Consider the following 21,108-nt stretch of genomic DNA (forward strand, 5'->3'; position numbering starts at 1 on the left):
AAACTATGGAAAATGATCTTATCAATGGATGAATCACATCTTTATCGACAAAAGGATCAGGCAACGGAATTTCTTGTGGGTATGTCTTATTTACCAAGGTATTCAGGGCCATATGTCCATACATATAGATACCGACGCTCACACCCAGCTAACTTTTTTAAAATAAAATGGCAGACGTTCCAGTTTTTTCAATATATTTTCCAGTTTATAACACTCAAATGGGGATAAATGTTAGATATTTCTCAAACAAAGGAGGCGAAAATATGAATCACGGTAAAACGTTAGGATTTAAAGCCATGCTGGTTCTTCCGGTTATGTAGATCGTGCTTACTTTAATTAACGATGTTTCCTTTTTAGATTCTACCTTAATAGGTTTAGTTCTTCTGTTCCTTGCTTATCTTACGGGGGATTTAATGGTCCTTCCAAAGATGGGAAATATTGCAGCCACAATAGGAGATTTTGTTCTTTCATTGATTATTGTATGGGGCGGAATGAAAATGCTGGGCTATAATGATGCATTTGGTGAAGCATTTGCAGCATCAATAGTAGTTGCTGCTGGTGAGTATTTTTATCACAAATGGCTGGCAAAAAACCAGCTTCACCACACAGATACAAATCATTTAGTTTAATGATAGAAAAAGGATGGCAATCAAATCACGATGCCATCCTTTTTTTATTTTTATATTTTAAACTTCTCAAACTGTTTTCCTTGTGCGTTTGTAAAATAGGATTATAGGCTAAAATCCCAGACCCCTACAATCCGCAACAGGATTTAACAAGTCTTCTTTTTAAAAATTTGCTGCTTAATTGGCAGATAAGTTTGGATTTTACGTATTTTGTTTAATAACATCCATTTTGGGATAGAAAATAGTGCATACACTCTGTTAAAGGGATTGAGGGAAAAGAGGGATTGTATTTGTGGATTCATAAACCATTTTTTAAATATGCAACAGGCACTTTGCTAGTCTTATTCATTATTTACATGCTGGGAAAAATAGATTACTTCCTGTGGCCGTTTCAAAAATTAATAGCGACGATTTTTTTCCCGCTCATAATTTCCGGACTTTTTTATTATATTTTACGGCCAATTGTCCGTTTCCTGGCAAAATACGTGAATAAAAATATTAGCATTCTCATTGTATTTCTGTTATTTTTTGGCCTCGCCTATTTATTCTTCTACTTGGCCGGAGCTCCTATTTCAGGTGAAGTCCAAAACATTACCAAACAATTCCCTGAAAAAGTGGAAAAAATCTCGGATCAGTCTAAAAAAGTTTTAGGGCATAATACTATTGGCAGCTTTTCAGTTGATAAATTAGAACAATCGGTTAATAAATATACCAGTTCCGTTTTCCATTATGTCCAAACGAATGTAACATCTATTATTCAAATCATAACTAGCATCGCAAGCGTACTTGTAGTTGTTCCTTTCATCGTTTTCTATTTACTTAAAGATGATGAAAAAATCAGGCCAGCTCTATTAACCCGCCTTCCTGAGGACCATGTTATGGAGGGAAACAGGATTCTGCTTGATATTGATAAAACACTTTCTACTTATATTGTTGGCCAAATGATTATTGCCTTGTCAGATGGAATTCTTCTTTCCATAGGGTTTTTAATTATTGGTTTAAAAAACAGCATTCTGCTAGCGATATTCGCGATGCTGATGACTATTGTTCCTTTCCTTGGTCCTATAATTGGAATAGTACCCGCTGTCCTGGTAGGCCTTCTGATGAATCCTTTTATGGCCGTAAAGGTCATTATTGTAACTATAATTACTCAGCAGATTGACGGAAATTTGATAACCCCAAGAGTCATGGGCAAAAGGCTGGACCTTCATCCGCTAACGGTTATTCTTATTCTTTTGGTAGCAGGATCGATATACGGATTTATAGGTATTCTGATTTCTATACCTCTATATTCAGTTGTTAAAGTAACTGTAAAAAATCTTATAAAATTTTACAAACTTAGAAATACCGGGATTGTGCATATCACAAAATAAAAGGACCTTTCACACAGGTCCTTTTGCTTTGGTTATTTTGCTTCTTTTTTTAGAATAATGGTGACTTTAAACAAATCGCCGTCTGCCTCTATCGCCATTACACCGCCGTGAAAATCAACAATAGACTGGGCTATCGCAAGCCCCAGGCCGGAACCATTGGTATGACGGGATTTATCTCCGCGCTTAAATCGTTCAAAAAGCTCATCGACATTTTCGCTTAATTCATATTTGGAGACATTTTTAAAAGTGATGATTGCTTCATTTTCCACCGTTTTAAGGTTAATATAAACGCGCGAATTTTCCAGCGAATAATTATAAATATTCTGTATTAAGTTATCAAACACACGCCAAAGCTTTTGTCCGTCCACTAGAGAGTAAACCGGTTCGTCGGGAACTGTCAGACGAAATTGCAGATTGGAAGGACTATCATGTTCAGCAAGTGCCTGGTTCAATAATTCCACCAGGTTTATTTTTTCCTTTGTAAGCTCCATGTTCCCGCTGGCCATTTTCGAAACCTCAAATAAATCATCTATTAAGACCTTAAGGCGTTTGGATTTGCGGTCAATTATCTCTAAATAAGCTTCCCGGTCTTCAGTTGGTATATCATCAGCTTTTAGCAGTTCTGTATAAGTAATAATAGAAGTTAATGGTGTTCTCAGATCGTGGCTGACATTTGTGATCAGCTCAGTCTTCAGTCTCTCACTCTTTGCGAATTCAGTTTGCGATTTTTTCACGCCTTGTTTCAACTCATTAATATTTCCAGCAAGAATGGATAAGACGGACTTTCCAGAAACGGGCAGGTCCGGGCCGATCCTTCCTGCTGCAAGCTCGTTGGTTTTTTGAATAATGGTATTAAAATAACCTGCCTTTTTCACCATTAACAGAAATAAAGGTATACCAATAAATAGCAGCAATAAAAAGTAGAACATTAAAATGGGTATATTAGCTGCAGTTGAGAAAAGAGCTAACACAAAACTGATAATAAATACTGCAGCAAGGCTGATGAGAAGCTGGGTGCCGAAGGACTGGTTCAAAAAAGCTTCTTGAAGGCTTTCCTTTGCGTTATTCATGGATCCTTTCATTTTATGCCGCCCTTTGCTGACTAACCCTCTTTCCCATTCCTTTTTAACATTTGACCAATCCTTTAATTCGTCAATAAGCAGTTTACCCTGTAAGAGGGCGAGTGACATGAAGAGGGAGCCAAATACGATTCCTGTAAGAATATCCGGAAGGAATTGATAAGGGTAATCATTCAAATTAAGCACCTGGTTTGTAATAACGAACAAAAAAAGAATCGTGCCAATTCCTGAAATTCCTAACAGAACCGCTCTTGAATCAATGGGAAGCTTGTTATAATAGGGCCTCCATTTTTCAATCGTTAAAGGTATGACTTTGGAACTCTTACCGAGAAAAATACTAAGTAAGAACGCTAGAACGCTTGTTACAGTATAGACCAGTAAAAACATTTGCTTTGTTTTATAGCTATGATAATCCTGCATTACCCTGCTTTCTAATGGAGCTGATTTAGAAACGCCAACCCAGCCATCAAAGGTTCCAGTCACTTTTGGAAGCAGTTCCTGGCCATCTATCATGATTGTCTGGTTTGAGAAAGCATCTGCAGAATAGTGAGTTATAGATAGCATATTTTTGTTATTCATATAATCCTTTGGTGAATCAGTATCTGAGATATTTAAATTCGTATATACTTTATCTGTCTCATTATTTTTTATGTAATACTTAAAAGCACTTTTCAGCTGCAGAAACTGCGGACGGCTGCTTTCCCTCTCTGCAAAGTAATCATCAATCTTTTTTTCTTTCTCTTTTATAACCTTTTGTTTAACATAATCTTCATCCTGAAAGTTTTTAGTAATGTCAGCGATTTTTTTGTCTCTCACTGTTCTGTATGTATCCGCTGATACCTGGTCTTCCGCAGCTTTTGCTTCTTCAATTTTCGGGTCATATTGGCCCTTAATATTAATTATCTGGTCGGTTAAATTGCCATATCGATTACGATGTTCTTCAATCTCATCTTTCGTTACCATAATAGATTTCTTAGCTTCTTCCTTGGTAGTCTCATTTAATTCGAATTCTTTTAGATAGGAGACAAATTCGTCTTGGAGCCCCAGAAAATTTGGAGTTTTAAAATAATCTGGCTGCAGATAATCTGTGCCATTGGCTATAAAAGTTAAGACACCACTTAAACCAAATGTAAATAGGATTGCCAGCAAAGCGAGCTTCCATCTATTTCTCCATTTTGTACCCAATACCCCAAACCACCTTTAAAAATCTTGGATTTTTCGGATCAATTTCAATTTTTTCGCGTATTTTCCTAATATGGACGGCGACTGTATTTTCAGCGTTATAGCAGGATTCCTTCCAGACCAGCTCATAGATTTCATTAATGGAGAAAACCCTGCCAGCATTCTTCATAAGCAGCTCGACTATTTTATATTCGATTGGCGTAAGCTTTACCGGCTCTCCATGAACCTTGACCTCTTTTGCATCCTGGTCGAGTGTCAGTCCGTTTAGGTCAATCTTTTTTGAAAAACCTTCGTATGTACCGAGTGCAACATATCTGCGCAGCTGAGATTTTACCCGTGCAACGAGTTCCATTGGATTGAATGGTTTTGTAACATAGTCATCTGCTCCTACCTGCAAGCCCAGGATCTTATCGGTATCCTCGCTTTTTGCGCTTAAAATGATGATCGGTATATTTTGCTTCTCCCTAATTTTAAAGGTTGCCGATATCCCATCCAGTCGCGGCATCATCACATCCAGGATAATAAGATGTACCTTATGTTCATTCAAAATATCCAGCGCTTCTATTCCATCTCCGGCTTTTAATACCGTGATTCCTTCATTTTTCAAATAAATTTCGATAGCATCCCGAATCTCTTTCTCATCATCCACGACAAGAACAAAATATGGATTCATCTTGAAACCTCCTTTCCTATCCTTCGATAAATCTATAGTAACCAACGAATCTTAACATTCAGTCTGCAAAAATCTTAAGAATTTCTTAAAATTGACAGAAAAACGCAAGCGAATGTTTAGGGGCGACAAGCATAAGACGAGTCGGAGGAAGGTTGTTCTTTATGCTTCCGACAGATTGGCTTATGACCTCGAGCCCCTAGGCGCTGAAGGTAAACAAATTTTAAAGTTACATATAAAGTTTTAAATATAGTTATAGATTCGATACTGGAAACTTTATTTCTTTTTTGGGGACATACAAAAGAACTGCCCAAAGGACAGTTCTGTTAGTTTAATGACCTGGAATTCCGAACTCCCTGCGGCCGCATAACCGTGCATTTAAATCGATTTTGGTGCATAAGCCGAGTAGGGCGTGCATTTTGAACTCCATCATGTGCATTCTTTAAGTGAAACCGTGCATTCATCTCTCAATTTCGTGCATTTCCTTTTAAAAATCGTGCATTTCTTTCACGTCGTTCTTCATTTCTATTAAAAAAGCTTCGTTTTTGTAAAATATTTCTTCCCTTCTTTCGAAAAATACTTCGATTCTATTAAAAAGTTCTTCAATTCTTTCGAAAAGTCTTCATTTCTATTAAAAAGTTCTTTATTTCTTTCAAAATCCCCCTTCAAGGAAGCGGGGTTTTTTAAAAGTAAGTATTCTTGCCGGTAAAAAAGAAGGCTTTTTCAGCCTTCTTTGCTATACTCTAAACTTCCCAACCAGATCCTGCAGTTCTACTGCCATATTGGTTAGTGAATTCGCTGAAGCTGTAATCTCCTCCATACTTGCAAGCTGTTCCTGTGCAGAGCTGGAAACCATTTGGCTTGCCTTTGACGATTCCTCAGCAATTTTTGAAATGGTGTCCATACTTCCCCCTATTTGTTCTGCACCTGCCGCCATTTGCTGCGTGGCAGAAGATACTTCCACAATTTGAGAGGCAACCTGTTCTACAGAGAGCTGAATTTGTTTTAATGATGTTCCGGTATGGTCAACTGCTTTAATTCCTTCCTCTACTTTCCGCGTTGTAAGCGTCATCGAGTTAACCGCATTATCTGTCTCAGACTGAATTAATTCAATTAATCCGGCAATTTGGCGGGCTGAAGCAGCAGACTGTTCGGCAAGCTGCCTAACCTCGTCTGCCACCACCGCAAAGCCTTTCCCCTGTTCTCCCGCTCTTGCCGCTTCTATTGCGGCATTCAGCGCAAGGAGGTTTGTTTGGGAGGCGATGCCTGTTATTACGTCTACAATTTGTCCAATTTGCTTGGAACGTTCACCCAGTCCCCTTACAACTTGATTTAAGTCAGTGACTGTTTTATTGATTTCTCCCATTTGCTCGACGGCATCCTGAACAGCTTCTCCGCCAAGCTGGGCAGCCTCAGAGGTTTCGCCCATATGGTCTGAAACATTTTGAGCGCTTGCTGCAATTTGACGGACGCCAAAGGACATTTCATTTACTGCATTGGAGCTTTCATCCAGGCTGCTAACCTGTTTCTCTGCTCCAACAGCCACATCCTGGAGGGACATTGTAACCTGTTCAGTTGCTTTGGCAGTTTGATCTGCACTAGCCATTAACTCTTCAGCGGAAGCAGCTACCTGTTCAGACGTGGACGAAACATGACGGATTAATTGGCGAAGATTCTCACCCATATGATTAAATGAGTTTGCCAGCTGGCCAATTTCGTCCTTGTTCTTAATTTTAATAAGATCAACAGTAAGGTCTCCGCCAGCAATTTGTTCAGCAGCAGCGGCCATTCTCTTAACCGGACGGGAGATGACTCTGCTGATAAAATAGGCAATTACTAGACCAACAGCTAGAGAAATAATGCCAATCAGGAGCATCCAAAATTGAGTAGCTTTAGTTCCTTCATCTGTTGCGTTACGTTGACTTGCAAGCATACTGTTTTGATATTTAATAAATTCATCTGACTTTGCAGCAAACTTTTCAACCACTGGAGGGGTTTCAATAGAAACGATTGTAGTATACGCTCTTGTGTTATTTTCGTCTTTCAAATTGAAAGCTCTTTCCATTAAGTCATCATATTCTTTGTTTATTTCAATAATTTCCTTAAGAAGCTTTTTGCCTTTAGCTGTTTTAAGTTTGGCATCTAATTCTTTGCTCGATTTTTGAAATTCCTTATGCAAGTCTTGAAAACTGAGTTTATCTTCAAGATTTCCTGTTAAAAGATAACCTCTGCCTGCTACTTGCCTTTCCCTAACAGCAATGACCATGTCCTTAGCGCGAAGTACTTTATCAACCCGGTCCTGTAATAAGTTTTCATAAGAAGCATTAACTCTCGAAATCTCGTAAAAACCGAGTGAGATAATAGCTCCCATTAGAATTAAAATAGCCAAAAAACCACTGTACAACTTTCTGCTGATTGTAAACAACTAAACCATTCCCTTTCTGTCTGTTCCTTGCAGTTATGTATTATTTTAAAAAGCTTAAATCCACACTAAAAGGCCATTCCTAAAAGAATAGCTTCATCTGAAACTATTCGGCATGCTGGCTGGCATAGACATAAACTCCTTAGCCCCTTTAGCTTTGCGCCGCTGACTTTCGACAGGTTTGCATTTTTCGGAGTAAATATTTAAATTTTTGTAAATAACGTAGTTCCTTTCTCCCAGAGGTTATTATAACATTTACCAATTATAATACAATATTGGATTATGAGGAAAAATTTTCATTATAATAGTTTTAGAGAAGGAGGTTTCATATGTTTTATCGGAGAAAATCTTATATTGTGAAGAGCCACTTTGTTGAGAATTTTAACGAACATTTCAACAAAACAAACTTACCCAATCAACTAAAGCAAGGCTCACGTATGGTAGGCCGATGGATGAAAGACAACCAGGATCATACCTTTGAAATATTTGCTATTTGGGAATACGACAGCTATGAACATTACATAGAAATAGAGAAAAATATAAAAAATGATACGGCCCATATTCAGAGGATTAAAGATTGGTATGAAAAAAATGGAGGCAGAGAGCATGTTTTTAAAGAATATATTTTAGAAGTTAAAAACGAAGAAGTGAGATCCACTTTGTATTAAAAAGCAGGGCCGCTATCGGGCCCTGCTTTAATCCTTATTTCTCTATCCATACACGCTTGTTTTCAGCGCGTTTTGTTAAACCATTGGCATCGAGGCGTTCAAGAAAAGGAATCATGTATTTTCGTGACAGTCCAAGAATCTCCTTGGCATCCCCCACTTCAAATTCACTTCCTGTTCCCTTCTTAAGATCTGCAACCGCTTTTTCGAATATAGCTCCATGATAGGCAAATTGTTCATCAAGCAAAACGAGAAGACCCTCATCCTCCAGGAACTTTCTTAAATCCCAAGTCAGATTGTCCGGGATTCCTGCTTTCGTAAAATATTCCTGAAGATAACGTACCTGAAGTCCATCCTTTTTAAGTTCCTCAACGAGGTTTTCAGAACGCTTTTGCCAGTTTTTTGGAACGTGCGGAGTAAAGTTCACCAGGGAGACAAATTGTCCTTTTCTTGCAAAAACTCCCCGGCTAATCCCATTTTCAACTACATAATCAAGTAAGGATTTTGGGAACCTTTTTTGCATGGACTGCAGCAGCTCTGCCTTGTTTAATCCAGCTTTCATTGTATTAGCCAAATGAAACTCCTGAATCCTATCGTAAATATCCTCCTCAATCGCATGGATTAAGGAACCGAGTGTGTACTCTTTTCCGTTATATAACACGAACTCCTCATCCTGCAAATGCTGACGGAGCAGTTCTTCATCAAGCGCTGTTCTCTTAATTAATTCTGATAGCTGAAGGCTTTTTGCTTCATATAAAGCAGCTGAAATCCGTTCCTTAGGTGATCCTTCCTTTTTCTTCTCTAATTCTTCAATGGTCTGATCACCAAAACGGTACTTATTCCCACGTGGGTCAATCACCCATCCGCCTCCGATGGTTTCCTGCGGGCTTGGGCGCCTGAGGATAAACCTATCGCCACGTTTCGTGAGAATTTCTTCCTCAAGCCTCAGCTGACAAAGGATTTCCCCGTTTTCTTCCTTGAGTTCATTCCGATCGAAAAAGACAATTCGGCCCATCACCTCTGCCGTTCCGATATGAAGCTTTATTGGCATCCGCTGCTTAATGATATGCTCCAAGTCCTCGACCACTCTTATCGCAACATCCACGGTTTTTGTGACGATAAAATGTTCGGACGATACCAGTACGTCTCCCCGTTCTAGCTCTTCGCGGGAAATTCCGGAAAGATTAATGGCAGCACGCTGCCCCGCATAGGCTTTTTGTGCAGGTTTATGATGTACCTGCAGCTGCCTGGCCCTGACCTCGATGTTTTTAGGCATAATCGTCAGAGCCTCACCCTCCTCTACCGAGCCTTCATATACGGTACCGCGCACAACAGTACCCTGGCCTTTTACAGTAAAAACCTGATCAATTGGCAGACGGAAAGCTCCCTTGGCATCCCGCATTTCCTGCTCTTTTAGCGTATTGATAATCAGGCTTCGTATCTCTTCTATCCCTCTTTTCGAGAGGCTGTCGACCATTACAAACGGTGCCTCTTCGAAAACGGTGCCCTCTAACTCTGAATATATATCATCCTTCACGAGTTCAATAAATTCTTCTTCAACCCTGTCAATTTTGGTGATGGCTACAATTCCTTTTTTTATTCCAAGGAAACCGAGAATATCAAGGTGCTCACGTGTTTGCGGCATAACACCCTCGTCAGCTGCTACCACCAGAACAACCAGGTCAATGCCTCCAACACCCGCAATCATTTGCCTGATAAAGCGTTCGTGCCCTGGCACATCAATAACTGAAATTTGAAGCTCTTCATCCTCATATAAAGGGGCAAATCCAAGTTCAATAGAAATTTGCCGCTCTTTCTCTTCTTTTAAACGGTCCGTATCGACGTTGGTTAATGCCTTGGTCAATGAGGTTTTTCCATGGTCAATATGGCCGGCCATTCCGATTGTAAAATAGCGTTTATCCAATTCAGCCACCTACTTCATTCTGTCTGTCTCCTACTACTGTAGCCTTAAATCCTTCTTTCTTCAAGATACTTTTCTAAAGGCTCAGCAGAGCACCATAGGCACCGCAGAATTGACCCTTTTCCAAAAAATGAGGAGTGAGGCTAAGCATCTCCGTATACGATTCAAGACTATTTTTTAAAGCTGAATTCCCACTAAGAGTGCTGCCAATATAGACAATATCTTTCACATGATGGATCGCTGCAGCCTGGAGGCTTAATAGGACAATATTTTCGGCAATCATATTGGATAAGGATGATATAAGATCCTCCTTAGAAGGTGTGCCTTTTGATACCTTCGCAAAATTGGCTGCTGTTAAATCTGCCCCAATCGGCGGTTCTTCTCCTTCATAAATATCCTTTACGAGTAAATCGGCTTTCCCCTTATTGCCCACAGCAGCAAATTCCGTAAGCTGGTGAAAACCCACTTCTTTTGCCAGAAGGGATCCAAGCCCCATATATGCTCCTCCGCCAAGCCCGCTGCCAAGGATTCGTTCCGACTCGCTGCCCTTAATATGGTACCAGGAAGTTCCTGTACCGATATTAACAAGCAAATATGGAACCTGTAATTCCTTCTTTTCTTCCATTAAAAGAAACCGAGCTCCATCGCAAGTTGCCTGAAACTCCTCGACCATAATGGCATCATGCAAAAATTGCTTTTTAAGCTGATTTGCTTTTCCACCTGTCAAAGCTACCTTCGCGATAGGTGCAGACATTTTTAGCCATGACATCACACTTTCCAATTCATCAAGCGGATACATTTTTAAATGATATTTGCCATTCTCTTCAACCGCAATCTTGATTAAAGTTCCCCCTGCATCAATTCCCAGCCTTTGCATCAATATTCCTCCTCGTCTTTTGACTAAAAGAACGTACTTCCTACATTTTTTATTTGATTTTCAATCTCTAATTTCCTGCCTATTCTTTCACAATTCCTTCACAAAACTCCGGTTCAAATAGCCTGGTTTCATGTTACTTTGAAAAAAAGAAGAAAAAATTCATCCCAAAAGGAAGAAATTATATAAAAAACTCTTTTTATTTTTAGCCGTGTTTACCATCCTTGCAGGCTGTCAAAAGGAAGCGGAAAAAACCAAAACCACTACATGTAAAGTGAATGCCAGTGAAAAGAAAGAAATCAATGCTGGCGGTTCAAAAAGTTCTTTCGCATATCCTCAATTACTGGCTGATGAGGATGGCCATTATTCCCTTTTAACAGTTGGAACAACAGCCGGTTCCTCCATTGAAACAAATGAAGCTATTTCAGAAGGAGTAAAAGATATTCTCAGCCTCCCAACCGTACAAATGGCGTAAAAGGCCTACCCTGAGCTCCATATTGAAAAGGATCCATCCTATTATCTTTTTGATCAAAATGGAATTGTCCTTTTAACAAACAATGAAACGGAACTTAGCACTTATATTAAACAACATCAATAATCGATGTTCGGTTTATTGACCTTTTCCCCGACAGGCGCTCATTATGTCTATAAGCGGGGCTTTGGTTACCGTTTCTCCCTCTGAGGCTCTTTCCGGCGCTAAGCGGGACTTTCGTTTCTGTTTTTCCGAACAAGCATTCATTCCGGTCACGAAGCGGGAGCTTCCGTAACCGTTTCTCCCCCTGAGCGCTCTTTCCGGCCGCTAAACCAGGACTTTCGTTAAGTAAACGTCTCTTTTTCCATCAATATCTGTCACATTTCGAACTCAGACTCCTGTCTGGGTTTTTTTATATTTCTCACCACTAATTTCAAGATGGAAAATATGTCAATAGAAAAATTTTTACATGCGCTTGACTCATTTAGCACAAAATAGTTCACAAAACATCAAATATACAATATAATAGTCTAATAAAGTTGCACTAAGGAAACTTTTATTGACATAGTAAAGAATTAAGCGTCCAAGCAAAAGAGAGAGGATGAGAAATTATGAGTAGATCCAATTCTGTTGCTGTTGACAGCACACAGACCGCATCAAGCAAGACGGTCGAAGCAGCAAGGGACGCTATAAATGGAAAAATTACAGGATTTAAGGCACTACTGCCTTTCCTTGGACCAGCGTTTATTGCTTCCATTGCTTACGTTGACCCTGGGAACTTTGCCACTAATATACAAAGCGGTGCCAAGTTTGGCTATAAAATGCTCTGGGTTATTGTTTTAGCCAACCTAATGGCAATGCTGCTGCAAAACATGTCTGCAAAACTGGGGATAGCGACAGGTAAAAGCCTTCCTGAAATCTGCAGGGAGAATATGCCGAAATGGCTCACCTATATCATGTGGATTGTATCAGAGCTTGCAGCAATGGCTACGGATATAGCGGAGTTTTTAGGAGCAACACTCGCATTAAATTTACTTTTCGGCATACCAATGATTTATGCTACCATCATAACAGGAATAGTCACTTACTTGATACTAATGCTCGAACGTTTCGGATTCAGACCAATGGAAAAATTTATAGCTGCGTTTGCTGCATTGATTGGATTGTGCTATGTAGGCGAAACAATCCTCTCACAGCCAAATTTTTCACAAATAGCGTATCACAGCGTTGTACCTTGGCTTGGCAATAACGAAAGCATATTGCTCGCAGTTGGGGTAATTGGGGCAACTGTCATGCCGCACGCCATATACCTTCATTCGAGCCTGACACAGGGACGGATTGTACCAAGAAATGATATGGAAAAGCTTAAAATCCATAAATTCAGCACAAAAGAAATATTGATAGCCATGACTTTAGCCGGATTTGTAAACTTATCAATGATGTATATGGCAGCGTCCGTCTTTAATACAAGTGGAAACAGCAATGTCGGTGACCTGACAACCGCCTATCATACCTTAACACCACTGCTGGGATCGGCTGCATCCAGCGTGTTCCTTATCTCGCTGCTTGCTTCCGGTCTTTCAAGCTCAGTAGTTGGAACAATGGCTGGCCAGGTAATAATGCAGGGCTTCGTAGGATTTACCATACCTGTATGGATTCGCCGCTTGGTAACAATGGCTCCTACCTTCGTGATAGTAGCTATTGGCCTGGACCCAACCATGACATTGGTAATCAGCCAGGTTGTCCTTAGCATTGTCCTTCCTTTCCCAGTTATTGCCTTGATTTATTTCTCAAGGAAAAAGGAACTAATGGGGGTTCTTACCAACAAGCCGCATATTACCATACTCTCTTCCCTTATTGCGGTAGTAATCCTTTCCCTGAACATGTGGCTCATCTACCAAACCTTCTTTTCATAAGAAAAGCGCAAGCGCCCGTTCAGCGACGTATGGACTGGGGCCCACTTCGACTGAGATAAAGGATACACGAAATGCAAAGCATTTCGATGTTGACTTATCGTAGGGAGAAGTGGGATGGACACTAGCTGCACCAAGTATCACCTACGGTCATACTTGATGCAAGAAACTCAAGGAAGCTTTACAGAGATGAAAACTCGCTGGGCGCTAGAGCTAGACAGTTAAACAAGGTTGAGTATTATATACTTTATTTCTTGTAAAAAAACACGTCTCTCATCTTGAGACGTGTTTTTCTTGTACTCTATTAACCTGGCATATTTTGCCTAACAGCTGGCTCACAATAAATACAAACTTCCTCATCATTAATGGTGGTTAGGTCTGCTTTATTGTATTCCACTCCGCACTGTGAGCAAACCGCCATTTCATCTGTATTATCGTCAAGATCATTTGGCAGCGCATCATTTACAACTATTGCTTCAACCCAAATCCCTGTAGAATTTGGCATTTCATTATTTAAGTATTTAGCGGCGGCTTCTTCTGTTTCCCATAAACCTAAGTCATATAAAAACTCATTGCCGCTTCCAGTGTCAGTCATTAAACCGTATAGCGTTTTCATACAGTTTTTCCCCTCTCTAATTTAGGAACTATAGTAAAAAAATGATTTGTTCTTAAATTAGCCTGTTTTTTTGAAATTCAAACCAGGGGCATTGTTAAACCGTTTGTAAAATCCCTTTTATTTCCACCTGATTCTTTATTTACATACCACCATACTCGCGGTACCCTCTTTTTTCATTCCAAAAATTCACCTGCTGTTTATTATGTCATTTTTTTCAAGTATGCTGATATAAAAAGAAGGTGCAACTTCCCTCTCTTCTATCACTTGAAAACCGTTCTTTTGATAAAGCAGTAAGGCAGGGAAGTTGTCACGGCCTGTTGATACTCTAAACCCTTTTGCTTCCGGGACAGATTCTTCAAGTTTACTTATTAAAGCCTGGGCGATTCCCCTCCGAAAATATCCTGGATGTACCATTAATTTGCAAATTGTTACCAGCCCTCCTTCTTCAGTCCAGGAAATAGCTCCGCATAGCAATTCAGAACAAAAGAAGCCGAGTAATTTTTCTTTTGATTCTTTTAGTTCTTCAATCGATTCCTTCAAAGTCGGAATTTCATAAAAACCAATTCGTTCTGCTTCTACCTGGTAGGAAGCTTTTTGAAGATCATATAACTCCTGAAGCAATGTATTGTCCGTTAAATCTAAAGATTTTATCATGGTGTACTCCTTATCATTTGATTTTCAACTAATTCTTTTCAGATATGTAAAAAGCCTTTAAATATATAATAAAAATATTTTTTTCCTTGACTCTGACGTTACGTCATCCTTTACGATAAAGATGGAGGTGTTAGGTAGTATATGTTTAAAATCAAAGAGGTAGCAGAAATGGCAGGAGTGAGCGTACGCACTCTTCATCACTACGACCATATCGAGCTACTGCAGCCTGAATCGGTAACAACGGCCGGTTACCGATTATATACCCACAAAAACCTGGAACGCCTTCAGCAAATATTATTTTTTAAAGAAATTGGCTTTGCACTTGATGAAATAAAATCTATTCTCGACCGTCCTGACTTTGATCGGCAGAGAGCCCTTCGTACTCATAAGAAGCTGCTGATGGAGAAAAAAGAACGGCTTGAGAAAATGATTTTAACAGTAGAAAACACACTTCGGGCATTGGAAAGGGATGAAAGAATGGAAAACGAGGAAATGTTCAAAGGATTTAATATGGAAGATATTAAAAAGCACCAGGAAAAATATGCGCACGAAGCACGTGAAAAGTATGGAAAAGAAATAGTGGAACAATCTGAGAAGCGGGTTGCACATTATAATCAAAATGACTGGTCGGGAATTCAGTCAAAGATGAACGAGTTATTCAGCCTGATTGCTTCAAGAATGAAGTTTGGACCAGCAGACCAGGATATCCAAACTGCGATTGGAGAATGGAGACAGTTCATTACCGATCATTTCTATGAGTGTACTCCGGAGATTTTCCGAGGACTTGGCGAACTTTATGTAGCTGATCCCCGTTTTACCAAGAACATTAATAAATTCGGTGAAAACTTTGCCCCATTTTTACGTGAGGCTATCAATATTTATTGCGATAACTTAAAGTAAATGGAAGCACATCCGCTCGAAGGCGGGTGTGCTTTTCGACTTTTTCGGTCATTCTCATGCTTTTTTCATCCATTTTTTATTTTCCTTTTTGACTTTCTTCCCCTATAATTAATCTTTGTGAGTATTTATTAAAAGAAGGTGTAAAAAATGTCGGAACATATTATTGCGATTATCATGGGGATTGTTGAAGGGCTGACTGAATTCCTCCCTGTATCCTCCACTGGCCATTTGATTTTAACTGGCGAGCTTTTGAATTTTACAAGTGAGAAAGCAAAAACATTTGAAATTGTTATCCAGCTTGGATCCATTTGTGCCGTTATTGTCTTGTACTTCAAGAGATTACTGTCCTTATTTACTTTTAAGAAGAATGGACTTAATCTGCTGCATATCATCGTGGCGATGATTCCAGCTGTTATTCTTGGACTTCTTTTTCATGATTTCATTAAAGATGTATTATTCTCCTACAAAACAGTTGCGATCACACTGGTACTAGGCGGTATTTTAATGATCTATGCTGAAAAAAAGAAGCATCCAGTTACATCCGAAAATCTTGACCAAATTACTTATAAACAAGCTTTCGGAATTGGTCTTTTCCAATGTCTTGCCTTATTTCCGGGTTTCTCCCGCTCCGGTGCAACCATTGCAGGTGGTATCTTACTTGGAACCAACCATAAAACTGCGGCTGAATTCTCATTCTTAGTAGCGGTTCCTATGATGATTGCGGCAAGCGGCCTCGATCTGATAAAGAGCGCTGACACCCTTTCAGCAAATGATACCGGGCTCTTCCTTACCGGTTTTATCACAGCGTTTATCGTGGCTATGATGGCAATTGTCTTCTTCCTTAAGCTTTTAGCAAAAGTGAAATTAACTCCGTTTGCTATTTATCGTTTCGTTTTGGCAATAGCTGTATGGGCTTTATTATTTTAGCTCTTTCCGTAACTTTGTTGTTAATAAACCAAAAATAGACTCGCTTTCCTCGGGCAATCCGCGAGCCTCCTCGGTCGATAACGACCTGCGGGGTCTCGCCTGGCTTGCTTTTCCCAAAGGAGTCTCGCCTATTTTTGCTCACCGTTTCGGCAAAGCAACAATCTTTATGTAATATTATTCTAATCAAAAAGCTGACTCTCCCTGAGTCAGCTTTTTTAAATAGAAGCGTTATGTATGTTGCGTTGTTCTTCGGAGTGTTTGTTTTCCATTGGCAGATAAATCTTAAATTCGGTTCCCATTCCTACCTGGCTTTTTATGTCGGTATATCCTCCATGAGCCTCAATAATCCGGTTGCACATCATTAAACCTAGCCCATGTCCCCCCTCTTTCATGGTAAAGAAAGGCTGCCCCAGTTTTTGGATGACCTCTTCCGGAATTCCTATCCCTTCGTCAACAAATGAAATTTCATTATAACCGATATTTGATTTAACCATTATGTAAAGATTGCCTCCACCCGGCATGGCTTCTAAGGCATTTTTTATAAGATTAATAAAAACCTGCTTCAGCTGATTTTTTTCACAGACAACCGGATAGCTTGGAGCACTGGCGTATAAATGAACCTGAACTCCTTTTAAAAGGGACTGCGGTTCCATAAAATGAACCACTTCCTCAATAATTTTGTATGTATTTTCTTCTTTGAAAATTAATGCCTGCGGCCTGGCAATGGACATAAACTCCTCTGTAATCATTTCAATTCGGTTCACTTCGTTGAGCATTAAATCGATAAACATTTTGTTGCTCTCGCCTGCTTCAGGCTTAATTAACTGTAAAAATCCTTTTAAAGTGGTCAGAGGGTTTCTTACCTCATGGGCAATTCCTGCTGCCAATTCACCAAGTATACCAAGCTTTTCATTATTTCTTACTGTTTCCTCCAAAACCTTCACTTTTGAAATATCTGTAACGGACCCTATTACTTCTATTACTTTTCCTCCTTGGAAAACTGGCTTTAACAGAACATACAGGGAATATTCCCGATGTTTAAATTCAAAGGTAACCCTTTCTCCTTCCTCCCAGGCAATCCTGTATTTTTCCAGTAGAATCGGATAGCTATCAGGAATCACTTCCTGAATCGTTTTTCCATAAACCTCTTCCCGAGAAAGATGTAATCTCTCAAGAAGCTCACCATCAAACAAAGTATGTTTATATTCATTGCCTTGTTTTATAATTTTAAAAATAAGCCCATGCTGTTCCTTCATGATTGTTTTAAGCTCGTGCCTTGCCTCAGCAATTTTCATTTCGTTTCTTTTGTCAGCATCAATTTGCGAAAAATAATATCCTTTCAAAATATAAAAATACCCAATTGCCCTGATCACATGCCCGCTAAAATGCAAAGCACTGTATAGGCTGAGATATTGGGTAAAAATAAGTTCCGCAGTGAGCATAAAGAAGAATGCAACCATAATATTTAAATAGATAGCATCCTTGCTTTTTCTGTAATTTTTAAAGCTTACGACTATCGAGATTCCATTTAAAAATGCTACAAAGTACTCCATGCCGTTTTTTAATGGGGTAGTTCCATTTCCTTCTATCACAAGGACAGGAAGCTTTTCTCCGAAGGAAAATACTCCAACCGCAACAAGGAGTACCAGCAGGATACTTCCTGCGAACAATGGAAGCCTGAGATCCTTTGACAATACTTTAGCAGGAATTAATAAAACAGATACCATAAAAACTGCCTGGAAGATCCGGGCGGCAATCCAGAACCATGTACTATTTGCAGCTGAACTTTCTTCTATAAAAAACGCATGCCATGATAGGATAATGCATGCAGCAAATCTATTAATCCGACAGTTAAAAAAGTATAAGAGAGTAATAGCAACTGTAATGACTTCGTGTATGTAAACGTCTTCCAACCATAGGTAAAGATAGAAAAACCCATAGATATAGTAAAAAACTCTAAAACGGCATGAATTCCCGGGTAGCTTTTCACATTAATAGCCGAACTAATTTCAGCATGATAGATGGCGACTAACGTTAATATAAAGATTGATGTTACAACTGTTAAAACATTTTTCTTAAAAAACGAAGACACTCTATTCACCTCTTATAGGTATAAGGACTCATATACAATTATAACTGTAACTTTTATAAAAAAAAGAAAAATTTACCAGTAACGATTTTATTACGTTTAGGATAGTAAAATCCAATTCTTTCCTTTATGAAATAAGCTGTATTAAAAACATTTCACCGAGGAACCTTCCTTAAATTTATTATACTAGAAAGGTATTATAGATTAAACTGAATTTTTAAAAGATATTGATGATTTATTTGTTTTTTGTATAGTATAAGTAAGTGAAAAATTCAGAAAACAGGTGAATATATGATATCTCATTTCTCTTTGCCTTATCCCTTTAGTGACAGTAACGTATATAAGTACTCTAATAATGCTGCCTTATTACATACTAAGAACGCCATCGAGTTGACGGATCGGTATTTAGATGAAATTTCTCTAAAAAGAGAGCTGCTTACAAAGCATCCTGAACGATGCTATCACTCATCCCCTCATACAATGGCTGCACAGTGGGAAATTGTTGACCTCATTATAAATAACCTCGTTACTTATTATCCTGATAAATTCGAATTAGAAAAGAAAGATGGACAATGGATATTTTCAAACCTACTTACAAAAGAAACAGCTTCCTTTAAATTTGGTGACAGAACCACTCTTGAAATAGAGCCTTTAGATTTTATCGGCCGCCATGTTCAGGAAGATTTAATTTTGATGATGCAGCGGGACGGTGACCTAATTTTAGATGCTGGTCAGCTATGCTTTCCAGCCAATTGGTCTTTGTATTTTAACTCCGAGATGAATTTTAAAGAAATACACTCACCCATTCCCGGCTTTCAGTCTGATTTCCTTGTTGATCGAATTCTGCAATTTTTAATGAGGATAGAGGCGGGCACACCATGGGAAAGAAAAAATTGGTCTCTCATGGCTGGAAGCAGGCTGGATTCTTCCCTTGAAACATTTTCAGAATGGGGGCAGGCCCGCAAGAGAGTAACAAAGGAAAATGCAGGCGAGCTTGTCCACTTTAGGGTAGAAGTTCAAAAGCTGTTTCGACTGCCAAAAAGCAATGGAATATTATTCACCATTCATTCTCACATGCTTTCTTTAGAAAAATTCATTCAGCATACCCCCTGGCTGGAACAATTTTATGCGATTCTTCGTGAACTCCCTAAAGCGATTTATGACTATAAAGGGATTTCTCTTTATCGGGAACAGGTTCTTGATTATTTAGAAGCGGAATTGAAAAAAAGATGAAGGAGTTTTTATATACCAAAGGAAAGAGGAAGTATATATTTTGTGCAGATTCAAAAGGTGCAGAACTTTTATATAATTTCGTCCAACAAGCTATGGAAGACAAGGTTCCATTTGATTTCATGATTATTGGAGATAAATCTGATGCCTTCCTTGAACATTGGTACAGCCAGCAAAAAATGGGAACATTTTTGTATTTATCCGGCCAGTGGGAATTTATAAAACGATTAAAAAAACTAGCATTGGAAGCAGGTTTTTCTGAATATGAAATGCAAATAAACATAGTGGGTCAAATAAGTAAGAAGTTGGTTTGTTGTGAATGTTATGGGGTCAATGAATTCATTGATGATGATTTGCACCTCACCTGTAAGCATTGCGGAATCGTTTTGGAAGTTTCCAGCCATTATTCACGCCGTTTGGAGGCCTATCTTGGCTACACATCGATATCATAATTTTCATACAGGGGGAGCATTGGATTGCATTCAAAATTACAAGTACGTGTAAGAAATATTATAGAAGAGACTTCCACTATTAAAAGGTTCACCCTAGAGGCAAATGACCATTCTATGCTTCCATACTTTAGCGGCGGTTCTCATATTACAACCTTTTTACCATATCCCTCCGGAACACTCGAAAGGCAATATTCTATTTTTAATATAAGTCCTGAGTCAGGGCTTTTTGAAATAGCTGTCCATCTAGCAGATGGCTCAACAGGCGGCTCCCGTTTTTGGCATCAAAATGTTCAAGTGGGTGATGTTTTATCAGTAAGCTACCCAAAGAATTACTTTCCGTTGAGCTTTCAGGCGAAACGCCATGTGTTTTATGCAGCTGGAATTGGCATTACCCCTTTCCTTTCCATGATGGCAGAGCTGGCTGAAAAGAAAAGTTCGTTCGAGCTTCATTATGCAGCTAAATCTAAAGAGCAATGCGGCTTTTATGATTACATATCCAAGACCTATCCACATCAATGCCACTTTTATTTTTCAAATGGCGATGGCGCTAAGCGGTTATTGCCAACTCAACTTTTAAATCATCGAATCGGTACCCATGTGTATTTTTGCGGTCCCGAGAACCTGATTCAGGATTTTACAACAGCTGCAAAATCCTATGGATATCCGTCCTTTAATATACATGCAGAACGGTTTGCACCCCCACAAAAGAAGGAACAGCAGGCGTTCCAGGTAAAAATTAAAAGGAGTGGTAAACAGCTTGATATACCAGTCAATTCTTCTCTGCTAGAAGTACTTCTTCAGCATGGAATCAATGTCCCTTTTTCCTGCCGTGCGGGCGGCTGCGGTACATGCGAAGTAAGAGTAGTTAAGGGTCAAATCGATCATTATGATTCGTTTTTAACAGAAGAAGAGCAACGTTCAAATCACATGATGCTTAGCTGTGTATCTCGCGGCAAGGGAAGATTGGTACTGGATCTTTAAATCATCCTTATTTTGCCGTCATTATCCACTCATATTCCAATTAAAAATATCCCAAAATAAGC

At 39.1% G+C, this 21,108-nt stretch carries 18 protein-coding genes, 1 pseudogene and 1 riboswitch; of the genes and pseudogenes, 10 read left to right on the top strand and 9 right to left on the bottom strand.

Annotated features, from left to right (window positions below):
- Positions 1 to 323: 323 nt before the first annotated feature.
- Positions 324 to 629 carry a DUF2512 family protein gene (locus tag G8761_RS27310; RefSeq protein WP_338000981.1) on the top strand — a complete coding sequence of 102 codons (306 nt, stop codon included), beginning with the start codon at positions 324 to 326 and terminating at the stop codon, positions 627 to 629.
- Positions 630 to 916: 287 nt separating this feature from the next.
- Positions 917 to 1,999, top strand: a complete 1,083-nt coding sequence (locus tag G8761_RS16970; RefSeq protein WP_166028809.1) for an AI-2E family transporter — start codon at positions 917 to 919, stop codon at positions 1,997 to 1,999.
- Between the two features lie 32 nt (positions 2,000 to 2,031).
- On the opposite strand, the gene G8761_RS16975 is transcribed toward G8761_RS16970, so the two are convergent.
- The 3 genes from G8761_RS16975 to G8761_RS16985 form a co-directional block, all read right to left on the bottom strand.
- The gene (locus G8761_RS16975; protein WP_166028810.1) at positions 2,032 to 4,263 is read right to left on the bottom strand and encodes a sensor histidine kinase; all 2,232 of its coding nucleotides are present in this window, start codon (positions 4,261 to 4,263) and stop codon (positions 2,032 to 2,034) included.
- Positions 4,241 to 4,933 (bottom strand): response regulator transcription factor, encoded by a 693-nt coding sequence (locus G8761_RS16980; protein ID WP_166028811.1) that lies wholly within the window; start codon positions 4,931 to 4,933, stop codon positions 4,241 to 4,243. The genes G8761_RS16975 and G8761_RS16980 overlap by 23 nt, the downstream gene beginning before the upstream one ends.
- A 733-nt stretch (positions 4,934 to 5,666) precedes the next feature.
- Entirely contained in the window at positions 5,667 to 7,355 is a 1,689-nt protein-coding gene (locus G8761_RS16985; protein ID WP_166028812.1) for a methyl-accepting chemotaxis protein, read from the bottom strand.
- A 106-nt stretch (positions 7,356 to 7,461) separates the two neighbouring features.
- Positions 7,462 to 7,548: riboswitch (cyclic di-GMP riboswitch) on the bottom strand.
- A 133-nt stretch (positions 7,549 to 7,681) separates the two neighbouring features.
- Between G8761_RS16985 and G8761_RS16990 the strand changes: the two genes are divergently transcribed.
- Entirely contained in the window at positions 7,682 to 8,020 is a 339-nt protein-coding gene (locus G8761_RS16990) for an NIPSNAP family protein (RefSeq protein WP_166028813.1), read from the top strand.
- Positions 8,021 to 8,054: 34 nt separating this feature from the next.
- On the opposite strand, the gene selB is transcribed toward G8761_RS16990, so the two are convergent.
- Positions 8,055 to 9,914, bottom strand: a complete 1,860-nt coding sequence (gene selB, locus G8761_RS16995) for a selenocysteine-specific translation elongation factor (protein WP_243450068.1) — start codon at positions 9,912 to 9,914, stop codon at positions 8,055 to 8,057.
- 100 nt (positions 9,915 to 10,014) lie between these two features.
- The gene (coaW, locus tag G8761_RS17000; protein WP_207789258.1) at positions 10,015 to 10,815 is read right to left on the bottom strand and encodes a type II pantothenate kinase; all 801 of its coding nucleotides are present in this window, start codon (positions 10,813 to 10,815) and stop codon (positions 10,015 to 10,017) included.
- 208 nt (positions 10,816 to 11,023) lie between these two features.
- On the opposite strand from coaW, the gene G8761_RS17005 reads away from it, so the two are divergent.
- Both G8761_RS17005 and G8761_RS17010 read left to right on the top strand, forming a co-directional pair.
- Complete coding sequence (locus tag G8761_RS17005) at positions 11,024 to 11,287, top strand: hypothetical protein (RefSeq protein WP_166028815.1); 264 nt, start codon at positions 11,024 to 11,026, stop codon at positions 11,285 to 11,287.
- 608 nt (positions 11,288 to 11,895) lie between these two features.
- The gene (locus G8761_RS17010; RefSeq protein ID WP_166028816.1) at positions 11,896 to 13,200 is read left to right on the top strand and encodes an Nramp family divalent metal transporter; all 1,305 of its coding nucleotides are present in this window, start codon (positions 11,896 to 11,898) and stop codon (positions 13,198 to 13,200) included.
- A gap of 301 nt (positions 13,201 to 13,501) precedes the next feature.
- On the opposite strand, the gene G8761_RS17015 is transcribed toward G8761_RS17010, so the two are convergent.
- Positions 13,502 to 13,813, bottom strand: coding sequence for a hypothetical protein (locus G8761_RS17015; RefSeq protein ID WP_166028817.1), 312 nt, complete (start codon positions 13,811 to 13,813; stop codon positions 13,502 to 13,504).
- A 186-nt stretch (positions 13,814 to 13,999) separates the two neighbouring features.
- Positions 14,000 to 14,467, bottom strand: coding sequence for a GNAT family N-acetyltransferase (locus G8761_RS17020; protein ID WP_166028819.1), 468 nt, complete (start codon positions 14,465 to 14,467; stop codon positions 14,000 to 14,002).
- 141 nt (positions 14,468 to 14,608) lie between these two features.
- On the opposite strand from G8761_RS17020, the gene G8761_RS17025 reads away from it, so the two are divergent.
- Positions 14,609 to 15,367 carry a MerR family transcriptional regulator gene (locus G8761_RS17025; RefSeq protein ID WP_166028821.1) on the top strand — a complete coding sequence of 253 codons (759 nt, stop codon included), beginning with the start codon at positions 14,609 to 14,611 and terminating at the stop codon, positions 15,365 to 15,367.
- A gap of 147 nt (positions 15,368 to 15,514) precedes the next feature.
- Positions 15,515 to 16,294, top strand: coding sequence for an undecaprenyl-diphosphate phosphatase (bacA, locus tag G8761_RS17030; protein ID WP_166028823.1), 780 nt, complete (start codon positions 15,515 to 15,517; stop codon positions 16,292 to 16,294).
- 215 nt (positions 16,295 to 16,509) lie between these two features.
- Here the strand turns inward: bacA and G8761_RS28110 are convergent, their stop codons facing one another.
- The gene (locus G8761_RS28110) at positions 16,510 to 17,589 is read right to left on the bottom strand and encodes an ATP-binding protein (protein ID WP_420800263.1); all 1,080 of its coding nucleotides are present in this window, start codon (positions 17,587 to 17,589) and stop codon (positions 16,510 to 16,512) included.
- A gap of 81 nt (positions 17,590 to 17,670) precedes the next feature.
- Positions 17,671 to 18,233, bottom strand: a pseudogene (locus tag G8761_RS28115) (MASE3 domain-containing protein); the annotation flags it as partial.
- A 441-nt stretch (positions 18,234 to 18,674) separates the two neighbouring features.
- Between G8761_RS28115 and G8761_RS17040 the strand changes: the two are divergent.
- From G8761_RS17040 to G8761_RS17050, 3 genes are read left to right on the top strand one after another with little or no spacing between them, the layout of a single operon-like run.
- Complete coding sequence (locus G8761_RS17040; RefSeq protein WP_166028827.1) at positions 18,675 to 19,616, top strand: heme-dependent oxidative N-demethylase family protein; 942 nt, start codon at positions 18,675 to 18,677, stop codon at positions 19,614 to 19,616.
- Positions 19,613 to 20,065, top strand: a complete 453-nt coding sequence (locus G8761_RS17045; protein WP_166028829.1) for a dimethylamine monooxygenase subunit DmmA family protein — start codon at positions 19,613 to 19,615, stop codon at positions 20,063 to 20,065. Before G8761_RS17040 ends, G8761_RS17045 begins: the two co-directional genes overlap by 4 nt.
- Before the next feature lie 24 nt (positions 20,066 to 20,089).
- Positions 20,090 to 21,046, top strand: coding sequence for a PDR/VanB family oxidoreductase (locus tag G8761_RS17050; protein WP_243450061.1), 957 nt, complete (start codon positions 20,090 to 20,092; stop codon positions 21,044 to 21,046).
- Positions 21,047 to 21,108: the final 62 nt, after the last annotated feature.

The organism is Neobacillus terrae, assembly GCF_011393025.1.
Taxonomy (GTDB): Bacteria; Bacillota; Bacilli; order Bacillales; family Cytobacillaceae; genus Neobacillus_A; species Neobacillus_A terrae.

Coding starts and splice junctions, on each gene's coding strand:
- G8761_RS17045 (WP_166028829.1), top strand. CDS start 19,613: ATGAAGGAGTTTTTATATACCAAAGGAAAGAGGAAGTATATATTTTGT.
- G8761_RS17015 (WP_166028817.1), bottom strand. CDS start 13,813: ATGAAAACGCTATACGGTTTAATGACTGACACTGGAAGCGGCAATGAG.
- G8761_RS17040 (WP_166028827.1), top strand. CDS start 18,675: ATGATATCTCATTTCTCTTTGCCTTATCCCTTTAGTGACAGTAACGTA.
- bacA (WP_166028823.1), top strand. CDS start 15,515: ATGTCGGAACATATTATTGCGATTATCATGGGGATTGTTGAAGGGCTG.
- G8761_RS16980 (WP_166028811.1), bottom strand. CDS start 4,933: ATGAATCCATATTTTGTTCTTGTCGTGGATGATGAGAAAGAGATTCGG.
- selB (WP_243450068.1), bottom strand. CDS start 9,914: ATGGCCGGCCATATTGACCATGGAAAAACCTCATTGACCAAGGCATTA.
- G8761_RS16990 (WP_166028813.1), top strand. CDS start 7,682: ATGTTTTATCGGAGAAAATCTTATATTGTGAAGAGCCACTTTGTTGAG.
- G8761_RS28110 (WP_420800263.1), bottom strand. CDS start 17,589: ATGAAAATTGCTGAGGCAAGGCACGAGCTTAAAACAATCATGAAGGAA.
- G8761_RS17025 (WP_166028821.1), top strand. CDS start 14,609: ATGTTTAAAATCAAAGAGGTAGCAGAAATGGCAGGAGTGAGCGTACGC.
- coaW (WP_207789258.1), bottom strand. CDS start 10,815: ATGCAAAGGCTGGGAATTGATGCAGGGGGAACTTTAATCAAGATTGCG.
- G8761_RS17020 (WP_166028819.1), bottom strand. CDS start 14,467: ATGATAAAATCTTTAGATTTAACGGACAATACATTGCTTCAGGAGTTA.
- G8761_RS17010 (WP_166028816.1), top strand. CDS start 11,896: ATGAGTAGATCCAATTCTGTTGCTGTTGACAGCACACAGACCGCATCA.